The organism is Microbacterium schleiferi (genome assembly GCF_038150145.1).
Taxonomy (GTDB): domain Bacteria; phylum Actinomycetota; class Actinomycetes; order Actinomycetales; family Microbacteriaceae; genus Microbacterium; species Microbacterium schleiferi_B.
On record NZ_JBBWSA010000010.1, the window covers coordinates 16,646 to 33,727 of the forward strand.

General features: G+C 67.5%; 20 protein-coding genes. 8 read left to right on the forward strand and 12 right to left on the reverse strand.

Annotated elements, in window-relative coordinates:
* Window positions 1-23: 23 nt before the first annotated feature.
* Window positions 24-1,442, forward strand: coding sequence for an aminopeptidase P family protein (locus tag AADH62_RS11845; protein WP_341579636.1), 1,419 nt, complete (start codon window positions 24-26; stop codon window positions 1,440-1,442).
* A gap of 16 nt (window positions 1,443-1,458) precedes the next feature.
* Here AADH62_RS11845 and AADH62_RS11850 read toward each other — a convergent pair whose 3' ends face one another.
* Entirely contained in the window at window positions 1,459-2,133 is a 675-nt protein-coding gene (locus AADH62_RS11850; RefSeq protein WP_341579637.1) for a general stress protein, read from the reverse strand.
* Window positions 2,134-2,236: 103 nt separating this feature from the next.
* Between AADH62_RS11850 and AADH62_RS11855 the strand changes: the two genes are divergently transcribed.
* The 3 genes from AADH62_RS11855 to AADH62_RS11865 are packed head-to-tail and all read left to right on the forward strand — an operon-like array spanning window position 2,237 to window position 5,251.
* The gene (locus AADH62_RS11855) at window positions 2,237-3,517 is read left to right on the forward strand and encodes a magnesium transporter MgtE N-terminal domain-containing protein (protein ID WP_341579638.1); all 1,281 of its coding nucleotides are present in this window, start codon (window positions 2,237-2,239) and stop codon (window positions 3,515-3,517) included.
* Window positions 3,517-4,086 (forward strand): DUF1003 domain-containing protein, encoded by a 570-nt coding sequence (locus AADH62_RS11860; protein ID WP_341579639.1) that lies wholly within the window; start codon window positions 3,517-3,519, stop codon window positions 4,084-4,086. Before AADH62_RS11855 ends, AADH62_RS11860 begins: the two co-directional genes overlap by 1 nt.
* Window positions 4,087-4,102: 16 nt before the next feature.
* A complete protein-coding gene (locus AADH62_RS11865) occupies window positions 4,103-5,251 on the forward strand; it encodes a P-loop NTPase (RefSeq protein ID WP_341579640.1) in 1,149 nt (382 codons plus the stop codon).
* Here the strand turns inward: AADH62_RS11865 and AADH62_RS11870 are convergent.
* On the reverse strand, window positions 5,244-5,639 hold the full coding sequence (locus tag AADH62_RS11870; protein WP_341579641.1) for a Sec-independent protein translocase TatB: 396 nt from the start codon (window positions 5,637-5,639) through the stop codon (window positions 5,244-5,246). The genes AADH62_RS11865 and AADH62_RS11870 overlap by 8 nt on opposite strands.
* Window positions 5,640-5,718: 79 nt before the next feature.
* On the opposite strand from AADH62_RS11870, the gene AADH62_RS11875 reads away from it, so the two are divergent.
* Entirely contained in the window at window positions 5,719-6,351 is a 633-nt protein-coding gene (locus AADH62_RS11875) for an O-methyltransferase (RefSeq protein ID WP_292727213.1), read from the forward strand.
* 69 nt (window positions 6,352-6,420) lie between these two features.
* On the opposite strand, the gene AADH62_RS11880 is transcribed toward AADH62_RS11875, so the two are convergent.
* The 3 genes from AADH62_RS11880 to dapE are packed head-to-tail and all read right to left on the reverse strand — an operon-like array spanning window position 6,421 to window position 8,908.
* Window positions 6,421-6,594: a DUF3117 domain-containing protein gene (locus tag AADH62_RS11880; RefSeq protein ID WP_076490128.1), complete on the reverse strand. Its 174-nt coding sequence runs from the start codon at window positions 6,592-6,594 to the stop codon at window positions 6,421-6,423.
* Between the two features lie 35 nt (window positions 6,595-6,629).
* On the reverse strand, window positions 6,630-7,856 hold the full coding sequence (locus AADH62_RS11885) for a hypothetical protein (RefSeq protein WP_341579642.1): 1,227 nt from the start codon (window positions 7,854-7,856) through the stop codon (window positions 6,630-6,632).
* A complete protein-coding gene (gene dapE / locus AADH62_RS11890) occupies window positions 7,844-8,908 on the reverse strand; it encodes a succinyl-diaminopimelate desuccinylase (protein ID WP_341579643.1) in 1,065 nt (354 codons plus the stop codon). The genes AADH62_RS11885 and dapE overlap by 13 nt, the downstream gene beginning before the upstream one ends.
* An 89-nt stretch (window positions 8,909-8,997) precedes the next feature.
* Here dapE and dapD point away from each other — a divergent pair, with 89 nt between their 5' ends.
* Entirely contained in the window at window positions 8,998-9,957 is a 960-nt protein-coding gene (dapD, locus tag AADH62_RS11895) for a 2,3,4,5-tetrahydropyridine-2,6-dicarboxylate N-succinyltransferase (RefSeq protein WP_341579644.1), read from the forward strand.
* A 22-nt stretch (window positions 9,958-9,979) separates the two neighbouring features.
* On the opposite strand, the gene ddaH is transcribed toward dapD, so the two are convergent.
* The 7 genes from ddaH to AADH62_RS11930 all read right to left on the reverse strand — a co-directional run bounded on the left by ddaH (window position 9,980) and on the right by AADH62_RS11930 (window position 15,336).
* On the reverse strand, window positions 9,980-10,741 hold the full coding sequence (gene ddaH / locus AADH62_RS11900) for a dimethylargininase (RefSeq protein ID WP_341579645.1): 762 nt from the start codon (window positions 10,739-10,741) through the stop codon (window positions 9,980-9,982).
* A gap of 48 nt (window positions 10,742-10,789) precedes the next feature.
* Window positions 10,790-12,085, reverse strand: coding sequence for a citrate synthase (locus tag AADH62_RS11905; RefSeq protein WP_341579646.1), 1,296 nt, complete (start codon window positions 12,083-12,085; stop codon window positions 10,790-10,792).
* Window positions 12,086-12,300: 215 nt separating this feature from the next.
* Window positions 12,301-13,407: a succinyldiaminopimelate transaminase gene (dapC, locus tag AADH62_RS11910; RefSeq protein WP_341579647.1), complete on the reverse strand. Its 1,107-nt coding sequence runs from the start codon at window positions 13,405-13,407 to the stop codon at window positions 12,301-12,303.
* A 16-nt stretch (window positions 13,408-13,423) separates the two neighbouring features.
* Complete coding sequence (fdxA, locus tag AADH62_RS11915; protein ID WP_300594868.1) at window positions 13,424-13,744, reverse strand: ferredoxin; 321 nt, start codon at window positions 13,742-13,744, stop codon at window positions 13,424-13,426.
* A gap of 10 nt (window positions 13,745-13,754) precedes the next feature.
* On the reverse strand, window positions 13,755-14,138 hold the full coding sequence (locus tag AADH62_RS11920) for a histidinol dehydrogenase (protein WP_341579648.1): 384 nt from the start codon (window positions 14,136-14,138) through the stop codon (window positions 13,755-13,757).
* A gap of 104 nt (window positions 14,139-14,242) precedes the next feature.
* Window positions 14,243-14,557 (reverse strand): AzlD domain-containing protein, encoded by a 315-nt coding sequence (locus tag AADH62_RS11925; protein WP_300592133.1) that lies wholly within the window; start codon window positions 14,555-14,557, stop codon window positions 14,243-14,245.
* Window positions 14,554-15,336: an AzlC family ABC transporter permease gene (locus tag AADH62_RS11930; protein ID WP_341579649.1), complete on the reverse strand. Its 783-nt coding sequence runs from the start codon at window positions 15,334-15,336 to the stop codon at window positions 14,554-14,556. The genes AADH62_RS11925 and AADH62_RS11930 overlap by 4 nt, the downstream gene beginning before the upstream one ends.
* A 65-nt stretch (window positions 15,337-15,401) precedes the next feature.
* Between AADH62_RS11930 and AADH62_RS11935 the strand changes: the two genes are divergently transcribed.
* Both AADH62_RS11935 and AADH62_RS11940 read left to right on the forward strand, forming a co-directional pair.
* Complete coding sequence (locus tag AADH62_RS11935; protein WP_341579650.1) at window positions 15,402-15,947, forward strand: helix-turn-helix domain-containing protein; 546 nt, start codon at window positions 15,402-15,404, stop codon at window positions 15,945-15,947.
* Window positions 15,948-15,969: 22 nt separating this feature from the next.
* Window positions 15,970-17,073 carry a serine hydrolase domain-containing protein gene (locus AADH62_RS11940; RefSeq protein WP_341579651.1) on the forward strand — a complete coding sequence of 368 codons (1,104 nt, stop codon included), beginning with the start codon at window positions 15,970-15,972 and terminating at the stop codon, window positions 17,071-17,073.
* Window positions 17,074-17,082: the final 9 nt, after the last annotated feature.

Below are 17,082 nucleotides of genomic sequence, written 5' to 3' on the forward strand. Positions count from 1 at the left end.
TCCGCGCGTGCGAGACTGGGGGAATGAGCACGACCGGCGACAGCGAAGCCACGACAACGACTGCGGCGACCGAAAACAGCACGACGAATCGTAAGCAGCCGTTTCCGCAGGGCTTCCTCGACACGATCTCGACGGGCTGGGCTGAGCGCCCCGAGGCACTCCCCCCCGCCCGGTCGCGGGCCGTGTTCGCGGCACGACGCCGCGCCGCACTGTCCGCCGCCTTCCCCGGCGAGCGGCTGGTCTTTCCCGCCGGTGAACTCAAGCAGCGCTCGAACGACACCGACTACCGGTTTCGGGCTCACTCGGCTTTCGCACACCTGACCGGGTGGGGGTCGGATGCCGAACCCGGCGCGATCCTTGTGATGGACCCGCTTCCTGACGGCGGACACGAGGCAGTTCTGTACTTCCGCGAGCGGGCCGATCGTACGACTGCAGAGTTCTACGCCGATGCATCCATCGGGGAGTTCTGGATCGGACCCCGACCCGCGCTGGCGGGTGTTGCGGCAGACCTCGGCATCCGCACCGACCACATCGCCGCGTTCGCCCCCGCCGACGGGCAGCGCGTCGTGGACACCGACGTTGACCTCACCCGCGCGGTCTCTGAGATGCGGCTGATCAAAGATGAGGATGAGATCGCCCAGATGCGCGAAGCCGTTGCCGTGACCGCGGCAGGGTTCGACGACATCGTCGCCGACCTCCCCCGAGTCATCGAGCACCCCCGCGGGGAGCGGATTGTCGAGGGAGTCTTCCACCTGCGTGCGCGCAGCGACGGTAACGGCGAGGGATACGACACGATCGCGGCATCCGGACCCCACGCCTGCTACCTGCACTGGACCCGCAACGACGGCGCGGTGCTGCCGGGAGATCTGATCCTCATCGATGCCGGCGTCGAGCTCGACAGCCTCTACACCGCCGACATCACCCGGACCCTGCCGGTGAGCGGGACATTCACCGAGGTCCAGCGGCGGGTCTACGAGACGGTGCGGGAGGCCGCGGATGCCGCGTTTGCTGCAGCCCGGCCCGGAGTGACGTTCCGCTCGATCCACGAAGCCGCGATGAGGGTCATCGCTGCCCGAACCGCGGAGTGGGGCCTTCTTCCGGTGACCGCTGACGAGGCGCTCGCTGCCGACACCGGCGGCCAGCACCGCCGGTACATGGTCCATGGCACCAGCCACCACCTCGGCATCGATGTTCACGACTGCGCTCAGGCGCGCCGCGAGATGTACTACGACGGCATCCTGCAGCCCGGAATGGTGTTCACGATCGAGCCGGGGCTGTACTTCCAGATCGACGATCTCACGGTGCCCGAAGAGCTGCGCGGGATCGGCGTGCGGATCGAGGATGACGTCCTGATGACCGCCGAGGGCCCCGTGAACCTGTCGGCAGGGATCCCTCGCACCGCCGACGAGGTCGAAGCCTGGATCGCACGGCTCGCGCGCTGACGCAGCAACCGAGCGACTACGCCTTGTCGTCGTCCCTGGTCGCAGCGTCCTGGTCGGCGTCGGGGGCGCTCGCATCGGATGAGGCATCCGCTGCGGACTCGGTCGGAACTTCCGGCTGCGTGACCTCCTCGATCCGCTGACCGTAGCGCGGCGGCTCCTGCGGGGTCGCGGTTCGCTCCGCAGGCGGGGCGACGACCTGGGTCCGCGGCGCCGCCGGCGCTGCCTGCGGGCCCAAGACCTGTCGTGCCCGGCCTGCACTGCTGCCGGCAACGGCGATGTCGTAGTGGTCGGCGACGAACTGCATGACAGACGCGAAGTCACGACGGCGGCGAACGATGGCGAAGGTCAGCAGACTCGCCAGCATACCGATAGCGATACCGACGAACAGCACACCGACGAATGCCTGGATGGGCACGTTCGGCATCCCAAGCACGAAGACGGCAGAAAACAGCATGCCGAGGAGAAGTCCGTTGATCGCGCCCGAGCGAGCAGCAGTCGCGTAGCCGAGGCGACCGGTGACCCGCTCCATTGAGCGCAACCCTTGACCGACGATCGTGATCTCACGGGCGGGAATGTCTTCGGCGATGAGCTTGGACACCGCCTTCTGGGCGGCTTCATACTTGTCGAAGGTCGCGACGGTCTGTCCGACGTCCTCGAGGTTGCGGGCAAACTGGCCCCCCATCATGCTCATTCGTCCATCCTCCCACGCCGGGTCTTGCCATCCGCTGAGTCGCCACGAATCGCCGCTCGTAACCACAGGAGGGCATGCCCGGGCGCGGGGCTACGCTGGACAGGTGAACACGCAGCGGGTCTTTGTCGCGCGCCTCTCGGGCTGCGCCGTCTTCGACCCTGCCGGCGATCGGCTCGGACGCGTCCGCGATGTCGTGGTCGTCTACCGCGCTGATGACCCGCCGCGCGTCGTCGGGCTCGTGGTCGAGATTCCCGGTCGGCGAAACGTCTTCGTCTCGATCGGGCGCGTCACCTCGATCGCCCCGGGGCAGGTCATCACCACCGGCCTCATCAACGTCCGGCGGTTCCAGCAGCGCGGCGGCGAGGTGCGGGTCCTCGCCGAACTCCTCGGTCGCCGCGTGTACTTCCGCGACGGGTCAGGCGAGGCAGTCATCGAGGATGCCGCCATCGAGCGCGACCGGCTCGGCGCCTGGGACATCGGCCAGCTGTTCCTGCGCCGTCCCCGCACCAGCGCTTCCCCGTTCACGAAGGGCCCGACCACGCTCGCCAGCTGGGAAGAGGTCACCGAGCAGCTCGATTCGACGCAAGAGCCGTCGGCCGAACAGCTCGTTGCGACCCTGAGCGAGCTGAAGCCCGCCGACCTCGCCAACACGCTGCTCGATCTTCCCGACGCCCGACTGCTCGAGGTCGCCGAAGAACTTCCCGACGACCGCCTCGCTGACGCGCTCGAAGAGATGCCCGAGGACGACCAGGCGCACATTCTCGAGCAGTTGGGCGACGAGCGTGCCGCCGACATCCTCGACGCGATGGAACCGGATGACGCAGCCGACCTTCTCGGACAGCTCCCGGCAGGACGCAGCGAGGCGCTGCTCGATCTCATGGAGCCCGAGGAAGCCGAAGACGTTCGCGAACTCCTGAAGTACGGCCCCGACACCGCCGGTGGTCTCATGACGAGCGAGCCGATCGTGCTCTCTGCCGAAGCGACGGTCGCCGAAGCGCTCGCGCTCATCCGCCGCCACGAGCTGCATCCGGCACTCGCGGCGTCGGTGTTCATCACCCTGCCCCCCTACGAGACGCCGACGGGGCGGTTCCTCGGCACCGTGCACTTCCAACGGATGCTGCGCTACCCGCCGCACGAGCGGCTCGGTTCCCTGATCGATGACACCATCGAGCCGCTGGCAGCCACCGCAACAGCAGCCGAGGTCGCCCGCATCCTCGCCTCGTACAACCTGGTTTCGGTGCCGGTCGTCGACCAAGTCCACCGCCTGGTCGGTGTCGTCAGCGTCGACGATGTGCTCGACTACCTGCTCCCTGAAGACTGGCGCTCGCACTCGAGCGACCAGCGACCGGTGTCGTTTCCCTGGACAGGGCCGGTGAAGCTGTGATGGCGCGCTCGCCCCGGGGGCTGGACGCCCCCCGCGGTCGGTCGAGCATGCCGATTCGCAGTCGCACACCTCAGCCCTCGCGGGATCGGTTCGGTCGAGCAACCGAGTGGATCGCCCGCAACATGGGCACCCCCTGGTTCCTGGTGGCTCTCACACTGTTCTGCGTCGCCTGGATCGCGTGGAACACCGCAGCTCCCGAAAACCTGCGGTTCGATTCCGCCGCCAACGGCTTCACTGCCCTGACGCTCATGCTCTCGCTGCAGGCCTCCTACGCCGCTCCCCTCATCCTGCTCGCCCAGAACCGGCAGGATGACCGCGACCGCGTGCAGATCGAGCAGGACCGTCAGCGCGCAGAGCGGAACCTCGCCGACACCGAGTACCTCGCACGCGAGATCGTCGCTCTGCGCATCGCCCTCACCGAGGTCACCTCCGAGGTCGTCACCCGTGACACGCTGCGCGCCGAGCTGAAGTCGTTGCTGAGAAAGCTCGACGAACGTGCGGAGCCGCAGCCCACCGAGGCTGAGCCCTCCGCAGGCGCAACTCTCCCTCGCGAGGGTGGTTCGGTGTGACCAGCGGAGACGCGCGGTGACTGCCGCAGACGAGGTCACGCGCGCCGTCGGAGCCGTGATCGATCCGGAACTGCGCCGCCCGATCGGTGAGCTCGGGATGGTTCGGGCCGCTCGGGTTGACGAAGGCGCGGCGCGGGTCGACATCGCCCTGACCGTCGCCGGATGCCCCGCCGCCGCGCGAATCGAATCCGACGTTCGCGCCGCGGCCCTGTCAGTCCCCGGGGTGGCGTCAGCGGAGATCGCGATCGGGGTCATGGATGCCGACGAGCGGGCTCGCCTCACCGAGATGCTGCGCGGTGGACGCCCGGCCCGGTCGATGCCGTTCGGGCCCGATTCCCTGACCCGCGTGATCGCCGTCACGAGCGGCAAGGGCGGTGTTGGCAAGTCGACGCTGACCGCGCTCCTGGCGACGACCCTGGCAGCGCGCGGACTTCGGGTTGGGCTCATCGACGCCGACGTCCACGGATTCTCGATTCCCGGCATCCTGGGTCTTGTCGGCCCCGACGGGGCACCCCCGCAACCGACCCGGATCGATGACCTCATGATTCCTCCCGTCGCGCACGGGGTGAAGGTGATTTCGATCGGGATGTTCCTGCGGCGCGGCTCAGGGCAAGAGCCGCTTGGCGCTGTGGCGTGGCGTGGCCCGATGCTGCACCGCACTGTGCAGCAGTTCCTCACCGACGTCCACTTCGGTGATCTCGACATCCTGCTGCTTGACATGCCGCCGGGAACGGGCGATGTCGCGATCTCGGTCGGGCAGCTCCTGCCCCACGCCGAGGTCGTCGTGGTGACCACCCCCCAGCGTGCCGCCGCCGACGTTGCGATCCGCTCGGGTCTCGTGGCCCGCCAGACGGGTCAGCGGGTACTGGGAGTCGTCGAGAACATGGCGCCGCTCACCCTTCCCGACGGGACGGTGCTCGATCTGTTCGGCACTGGCGGCGGAGAGCTTGTCGCCCAGGCTCTGCAGACGGATGCCGAACCTGTCCCCCTCCTCGGCTCGATCCCGCTGAGTCAGGGCGTTCGGGCATCCGGCGACGCTGGCGACGTGCACCTCGTGAGGGATGCCGCTGACCCCGCCGCAGTGGCGATCGAGGCTGTCGCGGAGGCGGTTTTGGCATCCGGGCGTGGACTGTCGGGCCGCCCCCTCCCGATGCGGGTCAGGTAGCTTCAGCGTCGAACGGCGGGATCTCCCCCACCGCCAGCGGCGGTGCCTTCGTCGACGTCGTGGTCGCTCCAGCAGCAGCGGCTCCAGCCGCCGCCATCGTCGCGGACTGCGGCTTGACGGGCGGCGTCGGCGGGTCATCCAGCAGTGCCTCCCGGATGATGCGACGCGGGTCGTACTGGCGCGGATCGAGCGTGCGCCAATCCACGTCGTCGAAGTCCTCGCCCATCTCCTCTTTGACACGAGAACCGGCGGAGCGGGCGAAGTCACGAGCTCGGCGCACGAACTGTCCGAGAGCTGCTGCATAGCGGGGAAGACGCTGGGGACCGATGATCATTCCGGCGATCAGAGCGATCAGCAAGAGCTTCTCGATCGTGATCCCGTTGAACATGGCTCAAGATTACCCCTCGCGCCTCAGCGAGATTCCGGGCGCGCGCCCGTAGGCTTGCCCCTCAGAGAAAGGGCAGTGCATGGGAGATCACGCGGTCAATCGATTCGTCGAAGAGGTCACGGTCGAACCCGATGCGATCGCCCGCGCTCGCGAGGCCGCACTCGAACTCGGCGCCGAACCGATCAGCGCCGCGGTCGGCGTGCAGTGTGCCACGATCGCCGCCGTCGGGCGAGCGCTGAACATCGTTGAGATCGGTACGGGCGGCGGGGTCTCCGGGCTCTGGCTGCTGCGCGGAGCACCGCAGGCGACGCTCACCACGATCGATGTCGAGCCTGAGCATCTGGGCGCGGCGCGTCAAGCGTTCGCGCAGGCGAAGGTGCCGCCGGCGCGCGCCCGCTTCATCACCGGCCGCGCAGCCGAGGTGCTTCCGCGGATGAACGAAGCGTCGTACGACATCGTGCTGGTCGACGCGGAGCCAGAGGGCGTCATCGAGTATGTCGAGCACGGGCTGCGCTTGGTACGCCCCGGCGGCACGGTACTCATCCCCCGAGTCCTCGCCGGAGGCGCGGTCGCCGATCCTGTCAAGCGCGACGAGGTCACGACCGCGTACCGCTCGCTCATTCAAGAGGTCGCGCAGTCCCCCGCCGTTCTCGGCGCGCTCAACACTGCGCGCGAAGGACTCCTGCAGCTCACGACGCTCCCGTCGGTCTAAAGGCCACACGCACAACGCGAAAGCGGCCGGTCCACCGACCGGCCGCTTTCGCGTTGAGATGATCGCGCGTTACGCGGCTCCGACAACTCCGCCGAGCACGTCGTACAGTTCCTTGGCCTCGGCGTCGTTCACCGAGACGACAAGGCGGCCACCGCCTTCGAGAGGTACTCGCACGATGATGAGACGGCCTTCCTTCACGGCCTCCATCGGTCCGTCTCCGGTTCGCGGCTTCATGGCTGCCATGGCGGCTCCCTTTCGTCGTGGTCTACCAATCAAGCTTAGGGGATCTGCCAGAAACGGTTGCCGAGGGCATACATGTTGTAGATCCACCACCACTGTCCGGCAAGGCACGCGATGAGCACGCCGATGCGCCATACGGGCGACCGCGGGACCGCGAAAGCACCCCACAGGGGCGAGAGCGGCACCAGCAGTCGAAAGATGCTCGACTGGGGGAAGAACACCGCCAGCAGGTAGACGAGGTAGCTGACAGCCCATAGACGGATCTCGGGTCCCAGCGCCCGGACCTGAGGCGCCCACAGCAGCGCCGCGGCCGCCCCGGCCAGAATCAACACGAGCAGGATGACGCCGCCGGCGGCCCCCCACCCCCAGACCTCTCCCCAAAACGCAGCACCGCGCACAAAAGCATCGAAGGGGAGGAAGTGTCCCTCATCGCCCGGAAGCCAGTTGCGCCGCCACGCGAGTTCTGTCGCAAGGTATGCACCCGGATTCCCGGTGACCACCGCAGCGATGATCTGCCACGAGAATCCGACAACGGTGGCGAGCGCCCCCAGCGCGACGATGTGTACGACCTCACGTCTGCGAAGCGGCTCCGTGCGGCGTGAGAAGAAGCGCCAGATGCCGAAGAGGCCAATGAACAGGGCGAAGGCGAGAACGCCGGGCCGCGTGTAGCCCATGAGGATCACCAGCGGGTACACCCACACAAAGCGCCGCGCTGTGAATGCCCACAGCGCCAGGAAGAGCCACAGCAGAAAGAGAGCTTCCGCGTAGCCCACCTGGAACAGCGCCGCCATGGGCCCAGCGGCAAAGAAGGTGGCGGCCCAGATAGCAGCCGTTCCCCCGATCCGACCCCGTAGCATCCGGTAAAGCACGTAGGTTGCCCCGTACCCGGCTGCCAGGGATATCAGAACGGCAGCGACTCCCCACCAACCGCCCACGAGCGGCGCGATGGCGGCAGCGAGGTATGCGTAGATCGGCATGAATGCCCACTGATTCTCGGCGACAGCGCCCGCGTCAGTGAGAGGAAGGTCGGCGGGGTAACCGTTGACCGCCAGGAACCAATACCACTGGGCATCCCACCCCACGACGAGATCTTGAACGCTCGCCCCCGCACCGAAACGTGTACCCTCGGCCGATAACGCGGCAGCCAGGATCAGAAAGCCGAACGTGACGGCCCGCGCAGCGAGATAGATGAGCGCAATCGTCAGCGTCGGCGGGATCGACCGCCGGGAGGGCTGCGCCGGAGCCGCTGTCGTCAGGTCAGCCACGCGCGCAGCCCGCGCTCGACATCCCGTATCTGGGCGACGGCAACGCGCTCTTCGTCGTGATGGGCGAGTTGCGGGTCCCCCGGGCCGTAGTTGACGGCGGGGATGCCGAGGGCCGAGAAGCGGGCGACGTCCGTCCAGCCGTACTTCGGTTGAGCCGTACCGCCCACGGCAGCGACGAACTCCCGCGCCAGGGGATCGTCCAGCCCCGGCCGGGCGCCCTCGGCCATGTCGATGACCTCGACTTCGAAACCTTCGAAGACCTCTCGCACGTGCACCTCAGCCTCGGCGCCGCTGCGCGAAGGGGCAAAGCGGTAGTTGACCTCGACCTCGCACAGGTCGGGAATGACGTTTCCTGCAACACCGCCGGCGATGCGCACAGCGTTGAGTCCCTCGCGATACACGAGGCCGTCAACCGGCACCTCACGCGCCGTGTAAGCAGCCAACCGCTCGAGGATCGGTGCCGCCTTGTGGATGGCGTTTTCACCGATCCACGAACGCGCACTGTGCGAGCGCACTCCGTGGGTCCTGATGATGGCGCGCATGTGACCGTTGCAGCCTCCCTCGACCTGCCCGTTGGAGGGTTCTCCGAGAATCGCGAAATCAGCGGCGAGCAGGTCAGCACGGGTCGCGGCGATGCGAGTGAGGGCGTTGAGGGCTGCAGCGACCTCCTCGTGGTCGTACCAGATCCACGTGATGTCAGCCTTGGGCGCGACGAGGTCAGCGGCGAGCTTGAGCTGAACGGCAACGCCGGCCTTCATATCGACGGTGCCGCGCCCCCAGATGAACTCTTCGCCGTCGATGTCGACAGTTCGGGTGGGAACGTTTCGGTTGATCGGCACCGTGTCGATGTGTCCTGCGATGGCGACCCGGCGAGCTCTTCCGAGGTTCGTACGAGCGATGATCGTGTCGCCATCCCGGATGACGTCGAGGTGGGGCAGAGCACGCACTGCCTCCTCGATCAGGTCTGCGAGATGCCCTTCGTCGCCAGAGACGCTGGGGATGTCGCAGATCGCGCGGGTGAGATCGACAGAATTCGAGGTCAGGTCCAGCACCCCTCGAGTCTAGCCAGGGCCTTCCGTGGTGCGGTGGGCGAGGCATCACAGGAACAATCCGAGCAAGCGCGAGTCGATACCCTGGAACGATGACGGCACAGCGGATGATCAGCGGCATCGGGGCGGCAACTGTCGCAGCAGACGGCATGGTCTTGGACACCTGGTACCCATCCCCCCAATCCGGCGCGCTGTCCGATAACCAGGACGCTCACGAGGCTGCGCGAGCTCTTGTGTCCGAGACCGTGGGCGCGGATGACACCCGCGGGGTCAGCATCGAGCAGGTCGAGGTCGAGATCGATCTCGACGCGGCACCCTCGAGTACTCCGGATGCTTACCTCCGCCTCCACGCGCTATCGCACCGACTCGTCGCTCCGAACGATCTGAACCTCGACGGCATCTTCGGCGCGCTCCCGAACGTTGCCTGGACCAATGCCGGCCCCGTCGACCCTCGGGCGCTCGACCAGCGCCGTCCGCGACTGCAGCGCGCCGGCATCCAGGTTCAGGGGCTCGACAAGTTTCCGCGCCTGACCGATTACGTCGTGCCCGCCGGTGTCCGCATCGCCGACGCTTCCCGCGTGCGCCTGGGCGCCTATCTGTCGCCGGGCACCACGGTGATGCACGAAGGCTTCGTGAACTTCAACGCTGGGACGCTCGGTCAGAGCATGGTCGAGGGGCGCATTTCACAGGGCGTGATCGTCGGTGACGGGAGCGACATCGGCGGTGGCGCCTCGATCATGGGCACACTCTCGGGCGGTGGAGCCCACCGCGTCTCGATCGGCGCGCGGACGCTCCTCGGCGCGAACGCCGGCATCGGCATTTCGCTGGGAGACGATTGCGTCGTCGAGGCAGGGTTGTATGTGACGGCCGGCTCGAAGATCGTGCTTGCCGACGAGCCTGTCGGTGCCGACGGCACGCACCCGACCGTCAAGGGTGCCGAGCTCTCCGGGCGCGACGGCATCCTGTTCCGCCGCAATTCACTCACGGGCGCGATCGAGGCAGTGCGCCGCGCCGGTGTCGGGGTGACCCTCAACGAGGCGCTTCACGCCTGAGGGCCGAGCTCCACGACGCAATTCAGCGACGCACGCGGACCGAGAGGCACGTGACGCACCCCTCGAGCTTCTCGAACTCGGTCACGGGTGTCTGGATCACGGTGAGCCCACGCGAGCGCAGTAGCGCCGCCGTCTGCGGCGCATCTGCCGACATCAGGACCGTCGCCTCATCGAGCACGACCACCGCAGTGCCGTGCTCTTCGGGGACGGGAAGGAAGCGCGGGAACACCGATGGGTCGTCGACGAGCGGCTCGTAGCCGATGACCGTGCCGTCAGGAAGCGCCGTCACCGCGCTCTTCAGATGCAGGACCCGCGTCACCGGCACGGCGACGATCTTCCATCCCCGGGGGCTCAGCAGAGCCTCCAGTTGACGGATGCCGTCATCGTTTGTCCGGGATGACGCCCCGACATACACCGTGCGCCCGATCTTGAGCACATCGCCGCCGTCGAGCGTGCCGGGGGCCTCGATCTCGTGCACAGGGAGGCTGAGCATCTCTGCCGCCGCCCGGGCCGTTGCGATCTCGCCCCGTCGAGATTCGGCGCCGGGCCGACCGATCACCACGATGTCGTCGAACACGACGAGGGCATCCTCGATGAACACACCATCGGGCTGGTCCGGGGCCTCAGCAACGTCGACGATCTGCCAGCCACGATCGCGGTATACCGAGACGTAGTCCCGCCACTGAGAGAGCGCGAGGTCCGCATCCGCCTCGACTCGGTCGAGGTGTGTGAGCTCGCCCTGAGCGAGGAGCGGGGAGGGAACGCGGACGAGGAGTTTCGGCATCCGTTCAGAATGCCAGATTCCTCGCGGCGGGCCCGCGCAGCAGCTCGCTCAGACGCCCGGGTACATACGCTCGGGTGCGCCCGTGTACAGCTGCTGCGGCCGACCGATCTTGGTCTGCGGGTCGCCGTTCATCTCCCGCCAGTGCGCGAGCCACCCCGGAAGGCGACCGATCGCGAACAGCACCGTGAACATGCGCGTGGGGAAGCCCATTGCCTTGTACATGACGCCGGTGTAGAAATCGACGTTCGGGTAGAGGCGACGCTCCTTGAAGTAGTCGTCGTTGAGGGCGATCTCTTCGAGCTGCTTAGCAAGATCCAGCAGCGGGTCGTGCACGCCGAGCTCCGAGAGCACCTCGTCGGCCGACTCCTTCACGAGTTTGGCCCGCGGGTCGTAGTTCTTGTACACCCGGTGACCGAAGCCCATGAGCTTGACACCGTCTTCTTTGTTCTTGACCCGCTCAACGAAACGCTCGACGCTCTCGCCCGAGTCACGGATGCGGGCAAGCATCGAGAGAACCGCCTCGTTCGCGCCGCCGTGCAGCGGGCCGTAGAGCGCGTTGATGCCCGCCGAGATCGACGAGAACTGGTTGGCGCCGGTCGAGCCGACCAGGCGCACCGTCGAGGTCGACGCGTTCTGCTCGTGGTCCTCGTGCAGGATGAGCAGCCGCTCGAGCGCGCGGGAAACGACGGGGTTGACCTCATACAGCTCGGACAGGACACCGAAGTTGAGCTTGAGGAAATTGTCGACGAAGCTCATCGAGTTGTCGGGGTAGAGGAACGCCTGACCGATGCTCTTCTTGTGCGCGTACGCGGCGATGACCGGGAGCTTCGCAAGAAGCCGGATCGTGTTGACCTCGACGTGCTCGGGGTTGTGGGGGTCGGACTCGTCTTCGTAGTAGGTCGACAGAGCAGCGGTCGCCGCTGACAGCACCGACATGGGGTGCGCCGTCGGGGGCAGCGAACCGAAAAAGCGCTTGAGGTCCTCGTGCAGCAGCGTGTGGCGACGGATGCGGTTATCAAACTCTGCGAGCTCATCAGCGGTCGGGAGCTCACCGTAGATAAGCAGCCACGCGACCTCGAGGTACGTGCTGTGGGTCGCAAGTTGCTCGATCGGATAGCCGCGGTAGCGCAGGATGCCGGCATCCCCGTCGATGTAGGTGATCGCCGACTTCGTCGATGCCGTGTTGACGAACCCGTAGTCCAAAGCCGTGAACCCGGTCTGCCGGGTGAGCGTTGCAACGTCGATGCTCGGCACCCCGTCTGTGCCGTGGAGCACGGGGAATGCGGCGGTCCGATCACCGACGGTCAGGATGGCCTTCTGCTGCGGGGTCTGCGCGTCGTCCACGGCGCCTCCTTGCATTGTCTGGGGCTGTCGTCGGCACCGGGACGGGTTCGCCGCCTCGCGGAGCCGTCCAAGCACGCGTCGGTGCCCGGGCTGCCCCTACAGCCTAGTAGTCGACTCGGCCTACTGTGCGCACAGCCAAAGCGCTGGCGGTTTCGATGGAGGAACCCTCGCAGTACTGCCCCGGCCGGGTCTGTCGGGGTATAGCCAGCCTCGGGCTAGCCGCGGCGGAGGCGATCCGCCGCGGCGGCGATACGTTCATCGGTTGCCGTCAAAGACAACCGAACATGGCGTGTGTGCTGTGCCCCATAGAAGACACCAGGCCCTACGAGGATGCCGCGCTGCGCGAACCACTCGACGGAGGTCCAGGCGTCCTCATCGCGCGTGAGCCACAGATACAGTCCGGCTTCGCTTCGTTCGACACGGAATCCCGCCTCCTCGACAGCGGGTCGAAGCAGCTCGCGCCGATGCCGGTAGAGCTCACGCTGGTCGGCGACGTGCGTATCATCGCGGAGGGCCGCGGCCATGGCAGCCTGAACAGGTGCGGGCGGCATCAGCCCCAGGTGTTTACGAGCTGTCAGCATCCCTTGGATGACCGCGGTGTCACCCGCGACGAAAGCTGCACGGTATCCGGCAAGGTTCGACTGCTTGCTCAGCGAATACACCGACAAGATCCCGGTGTTGTCCCCGTCGGTGACGCGGGGGTCCAGCGCGGACGGAATCGCCTCACGATCCCAGGGCGCATCCCAGCCGAGCTCGGCGTAGCACTCGTCGCTCGCGAGCACCGCACCGAGCTCTCGCGCCCGGTCACGGGCGACACGCAGCGCAGCAGCATTCAGAACCGCCCCGTCGGGATTCCCCGGCGAGTTGACCCAGATCAGCCGCGTGTTCTGGGGCCACTGGGTCGGATCGTCGGAAGCGATCGGCGTCGCCCCCACGACTCGTGCGCCGACCTCGTAGGTCGGGTATGCCGCAACCGGATGGACGACGACGTCTCCCGGCCCAAGGCCCAGGAGCAGCGGCAGGAGGGCGACGAGTTCCTTCGACCCGATGGTCGGGAGCACAGCGTCGATCGTGAGCCCCGGCACTCCGCGCCGACGCGCGTACCAGTCGACGATCGCCTCCCTCAGCTGAGGCGTGCCGACGGTCTGCGGGTAGGCATGAGCGTCGGTCGAAGCGGCAAGAGCTCGCGCGATCACCTCAGGAGTCGGATCTACCGGTGAACCGATCGAAAGATCGACCATCCCGTCCGGGTGCGAGCGCGCCTGCGCGGCGTAGGGCGCCATCGCGTCCCACGGGTAATCGGCCAGGTCGGCGACGCCCATCCGTCGAAACCCGGGATCAGTGGTTCTGCGGAGGCAGCTCGGCAATGATCGGGTGATCTTTGGGGATCACCCCGACCTTGGCGGCCCCACCGGGCGAGCCAAGGTCATCGAAGAACTCGACATTCGCCTTGTAGTAGTCCTGCCACTCCTCGGGCAGGTCGTCTTCGTAGTAAATCGCCTCAACGGGGCACACGGGCTCGCAGGCGCCGCAGTCGACACACTCATCCGGGTGGATGTAGAGGCTGCGCTCCCCCTCATAGATGCAGTCGACGGGGCACTCGTCGATGCAGGCACGATCCTTGACATCGACGCACGGAAGGGCGATCACATACGTCACGAAAGCAAGTCTAGTCGGCCGCTCGGACGGGCTGGCCGCGGTCGACACGCTCAGGCCAGGCGACGACGAAGGCCGTCACTAGGGGAAGCCACAGGGTCCACACGACGCCCAGGATCGACTGCGGCACGATCACCGAGCCACCGGCCCCGGTTCCCGAGAGCACGATCGTGATGCCCATGGCACCAAGCCCGGTGGCAAGCGCGGCCCACCGGTCGGCTGTCAGAAGGCGCACCGCGATGATCACTGCCGCTCCCGCCACCATCGCCAGCACGAGTCCCACCGGGATGCCGAACAGACGGTAGGCATGGCTGACGGTTCCCGCGGCACCATAGATCGCACCGACGATCAACGCGACCGCCCACGCGGCAAGGCGAAGAAACGAGAAGCGCGGCACCGCATCACTGTATCGCGGCGCCGCTGTGCGAAACCTCACACAGCCAGGCGCGGCAGCGCCTGGCGCAACCTACACAGCCAGGCGCGGCGGCGCCTGGCGCAACCTTACACAGCCAGGCCCCACCACCGCAGCGCGGCGGCCACCGCGGCGGCCGCGACCACCACGACGAGGAACGGTGCGCGCAGCAGGAGCAGACCGGCAGCCACCAGTACGGCGGGGACGCGGGCATCAACCACGATCTGCTGGCCGACGCCGAGTGTTTGCACAGCGACAAGCGCGGCGAGGAGGGCGACCGTCAGGAGGTCGGCGATCCGCGCAGGCCGAGGCGCCTCGAGCAGGCGGGGCGGAACGAGGTACCCGGTCACCTTGAGCGCCAGGCAGATGACCGATGCCAGCGCAATCGCGCTCCACAGGGTCACGGCAGCCCCACTCGTTCTGGTACGTCGTCGGGTTCGTCAGGGCCTCCCGGGCGAGCATCCCGAGCCGTTTCCGCCCGCGATCCCCAGTCGAACCAGCCGACCAGGATCGCCACCAGCGCGGCGATCAGCACCGGAAGGCCGGGCATCAGCGACGGCGTCAGCACGGTAGCCACCACGGCGGCCGCGATGCCCACGACGATCGGCTGCCTGCCGCGCAGCCGGGGCCACAGCAAGGCGAGGAAGGCTGCTGCGGCCGCGGCATCCAATCCGTACGCGCGCGGGTCACCGAGCACGTCGCCCAGGAGCGCACCCACGAGGGTCGAGAGGTTCCACCCGATGTAGATCCCGATGCCGGTGACCCAGAAGCCGACGGTTCGTGCGCGCGGCGTCGGCTGCGCGAGAGCGACTGCCGTGGACTCGTCGATCGTGAACTGCGGCGCCGCGATCCGGGTTAATCGCCCGGGGGGCAGCAGGGTCGACATCCGGATGCCGTAAGCAACGTTTCGCACGCCCAGGAGCGCCGCCGACGCGACGGCTGCCGGGATCGCCGCGAGGCCTCCGGCTGAGATCACTCCCACGAAGGCGAATTGCGAACCCCCCGTGAACATGACGAGGCTGAGGATGCACGTCTGCCAGACATCAAGTCCCGCCGCTACCGATAGCGCGCCGAACGACACGCCATAGGCACTCGTCGCGAGGGCGACACTCAGGCCCTGGCGCCACGCACCGCGCGCGGCATCCGTTCCGTCGCCCTGCGGCAGCCCTTCGACCGGCTCCATGCTCGCCATCCTGCAAGAAGAAATTCGTTCGGTCAAGTGGACAATAGTTCGGCATAATGAACGACATGAGTCTGGGGTCCCGCATCGCGACCGCCGTCCGACGCGAACGCGACCGCGCGGGAGTTTCTGCCGCAGAGCTCGCGCGACGCTCGGGCGTGTCCAAGGCCACCATCTCGCAGATCGAAGCAGGTTCGGCCAATCCCAACGTCGAGACCCTGTGGGCGATCGCGACGGCTCTAGGGGCCCCCTTCGCCGCGTTGGTAGAGGACCGCGAGAGTGAACCCACGCTCATCCGCGCACGCGATGGCCACGGAGTGCGAGCCGCAGGTTCGGCCTACGAGGCACTGTTGCTCTCGGCTGCCCCGCCGAACGTCAGACGTGACCTGTACCTCCTCCGCGCCGAACCAGGCTCGCCGCGGCTCTCGGACGCACATCCGACGGGCACCACGGAACACGTCGTCCTCCTGTCGGGAAGAGCACGCGTCGGCCCGCGCGAGGCACCCTTCGACCTGGAGCCCGGGGACTACCTCTGTTATCCCGGCGATGCAGCACACGTCTTCGAGGCCCTCGTCGCCGGCACCAGCGCGGTCCTTGTCTCCGAAATGCGCTGAGGAGTCACCCTCGGCTGGAACGATGACCCGCCACACCCGATATCGCGGGCGCATGCTCGCGGGAGCTGTCGCGGCTGCCGTCGCCACCGTCGCGTCCGGATGCAGCGCCGCACCGCCCTCGAGCCCGGTTAGCGAGGCCTTCGCCGCGGCGCTTGAGTCGGCATCCGTCCCCGGCGGCGCTATCGCGATCCGCCGCGACGGGGCGACCACGGTCTACCCGGCGGGAGTCGCGGATGCCAGCGGCACGCCCGTGACCGATCAGACACGGTTCGCCTACCGCAGCGTGACCAAGTCGTTCGTCGCGACCGTGGTGCTGCAGCTGGCCGATGACGGCATCCTTGATCTGGATGCGCTGGCGCCGACCGCCGGAACCGGGATCGAGACGACTGCGACGATCGATGAGCTTGCCACGATGACCTCAGGGGTACCCAGCTATTCGACGCAAGCGGGGCTTGTTGACCTGCTGGTCGTGGACTGGACGCGCAGCTGGAGCGACACGACCCTCTACGGTCTCACCGACGGTGTGCCCGAGGAGTTCACGCCCGGGACCAGCTACGAGTACTCCAACACCAACACCGTCCTGCTCGGGCAGGTCATCGACACTGCCTCGGGGCTCAGCTGGCCCGAGGCAGTCGCGACGCGCATCCTGGAGCCGCTACAGCTCGAGTCAGTCGTGTATCCGGGAAACGCTCTGCCGCCGGAGGGGACTGCAGCACCGTTCCAGGTGGATGCTGATGGCACCGTGGAGGAGCTTCCCGCTGTCCGCGCGAGCGCGTTCTCTGCCGCCGGCGGCCTGTTCGGTACGGCGGGAGACCTTGCCGCGTGGGCCGAGGCGCTCGGCGCAGGAACGCTCGTGTCGGACGCCGCGCAGGAGCGTCGACTCTCGGAGTGGCACGACACCTCCCCCGACCCGGCGAGCCCCTTCTACGACGAGTACGGTTTCGGCATCGGTCGGATCGGCGACTGGATCGGCCACACCGGCAACGGCCTGGGCTACCAGGCACTGGCGATGTACCACCCGGAGTCCCAGACGGCTGTCGCGATCGCGCTCAACGCTACGGGACCGGACTCGGATCTCCCCGCGCACCTGCTCGAGCAGCTGCAGGAGCTGATCCTCGAGGGCTGATTCGTCCGC

What these genes read in the sequence shown, in the direction of transcription:
- AADH62_RS11845 (WP_341579636.1), top strand. Translation starts at nt 24, where the DNA reads ATGAGCACGACCGGCGACAGCGAAGCCACGACAACGACTGCGGCGACC.
- AADH62_RS11850 (WP_341579637.1), bottom strand. Translation starts at nt 2,133, where the DNA reads ATGAGCATGATGGGGGGCCAGTTTGCCCGCAACCTCGAGGACGTCGGA.
- AADH62_RS11860 (WP_341579639.1), top strand. Translation starts at nt 3,517, where the DNA reads ATGGCGCGCTCGCCCCGGGGGCTGGACGCCCCCCGCGGTCGGTCGAGC.
- AADH62_RS11870 (WP_341579641.1), bottom strand. Translation starts at nt 5,639, where the DNA reads ATGTTCAACGGGATCACGATCGAGAAGCTCTTGCTGATCGCTCTGATC.
- AADH62_RS11875 (WP_292727213.1), top strand. Translation starts at nt 5,719, where the DNA reads ATGGGAGATCACGCGGTCAATCGATTCGTCGAAGAGGTCACGGTCGAA.
- AADH62_RS11880 (WP_076490128.1), bottom strand. Translation starts at nt 6,594, where the DNA reads ATGGCAGCCATGAAGCCGCGAACCGGAGACGGACCGATGGAGGCCGTG.
- dapD (WP_341579644.1), top strand. Translation starts at nt 8,998, where the DNA reads ATGACGGCACAGCGGATGATCAGCGGCATCGGGGCGGCAACTGTCGCA.
- ddaH (WP_341579645.1), bottom strand. Translation starts at nt 10,741, where the DNA reads ATGCCGAAACTCCTCGTCCGCGTTCCCTCCCCGCTCCTCGCTCAGGGC.
- dapC (WP_341579647.1), bottom strand. Translation starts at nt 13,407, where the DNA reads ATGGGCGTCGCCGACCTGGCCGATTACCCGTGGGACGCGATGGCGCCC.
- AADH62_RS11930 (WP_341579649.1), bottom strand. Translation starts at nt 15,336, where the DNA reads ATGGAGCCGGTCGAAGGGCTGCCGCAGGGCGACGGAACGGATGCCGCG.
- AADH62_RS11935 (WP_341579650.1), top strand. Translation starts at nt 15,402, where the DNA reads ATGAGTCTGGGGTCCCGCATCGCGACCGCCGTCCGACGCGAACGCGAC.
- AADH62_RS11940 (WP_341579651.1), top strand. Translation starts at nt 15,970, where the DNA reads ATGACCCGCCACACCCGATATCGCGGGCGCATGCTCGCGGGAGCTGTC.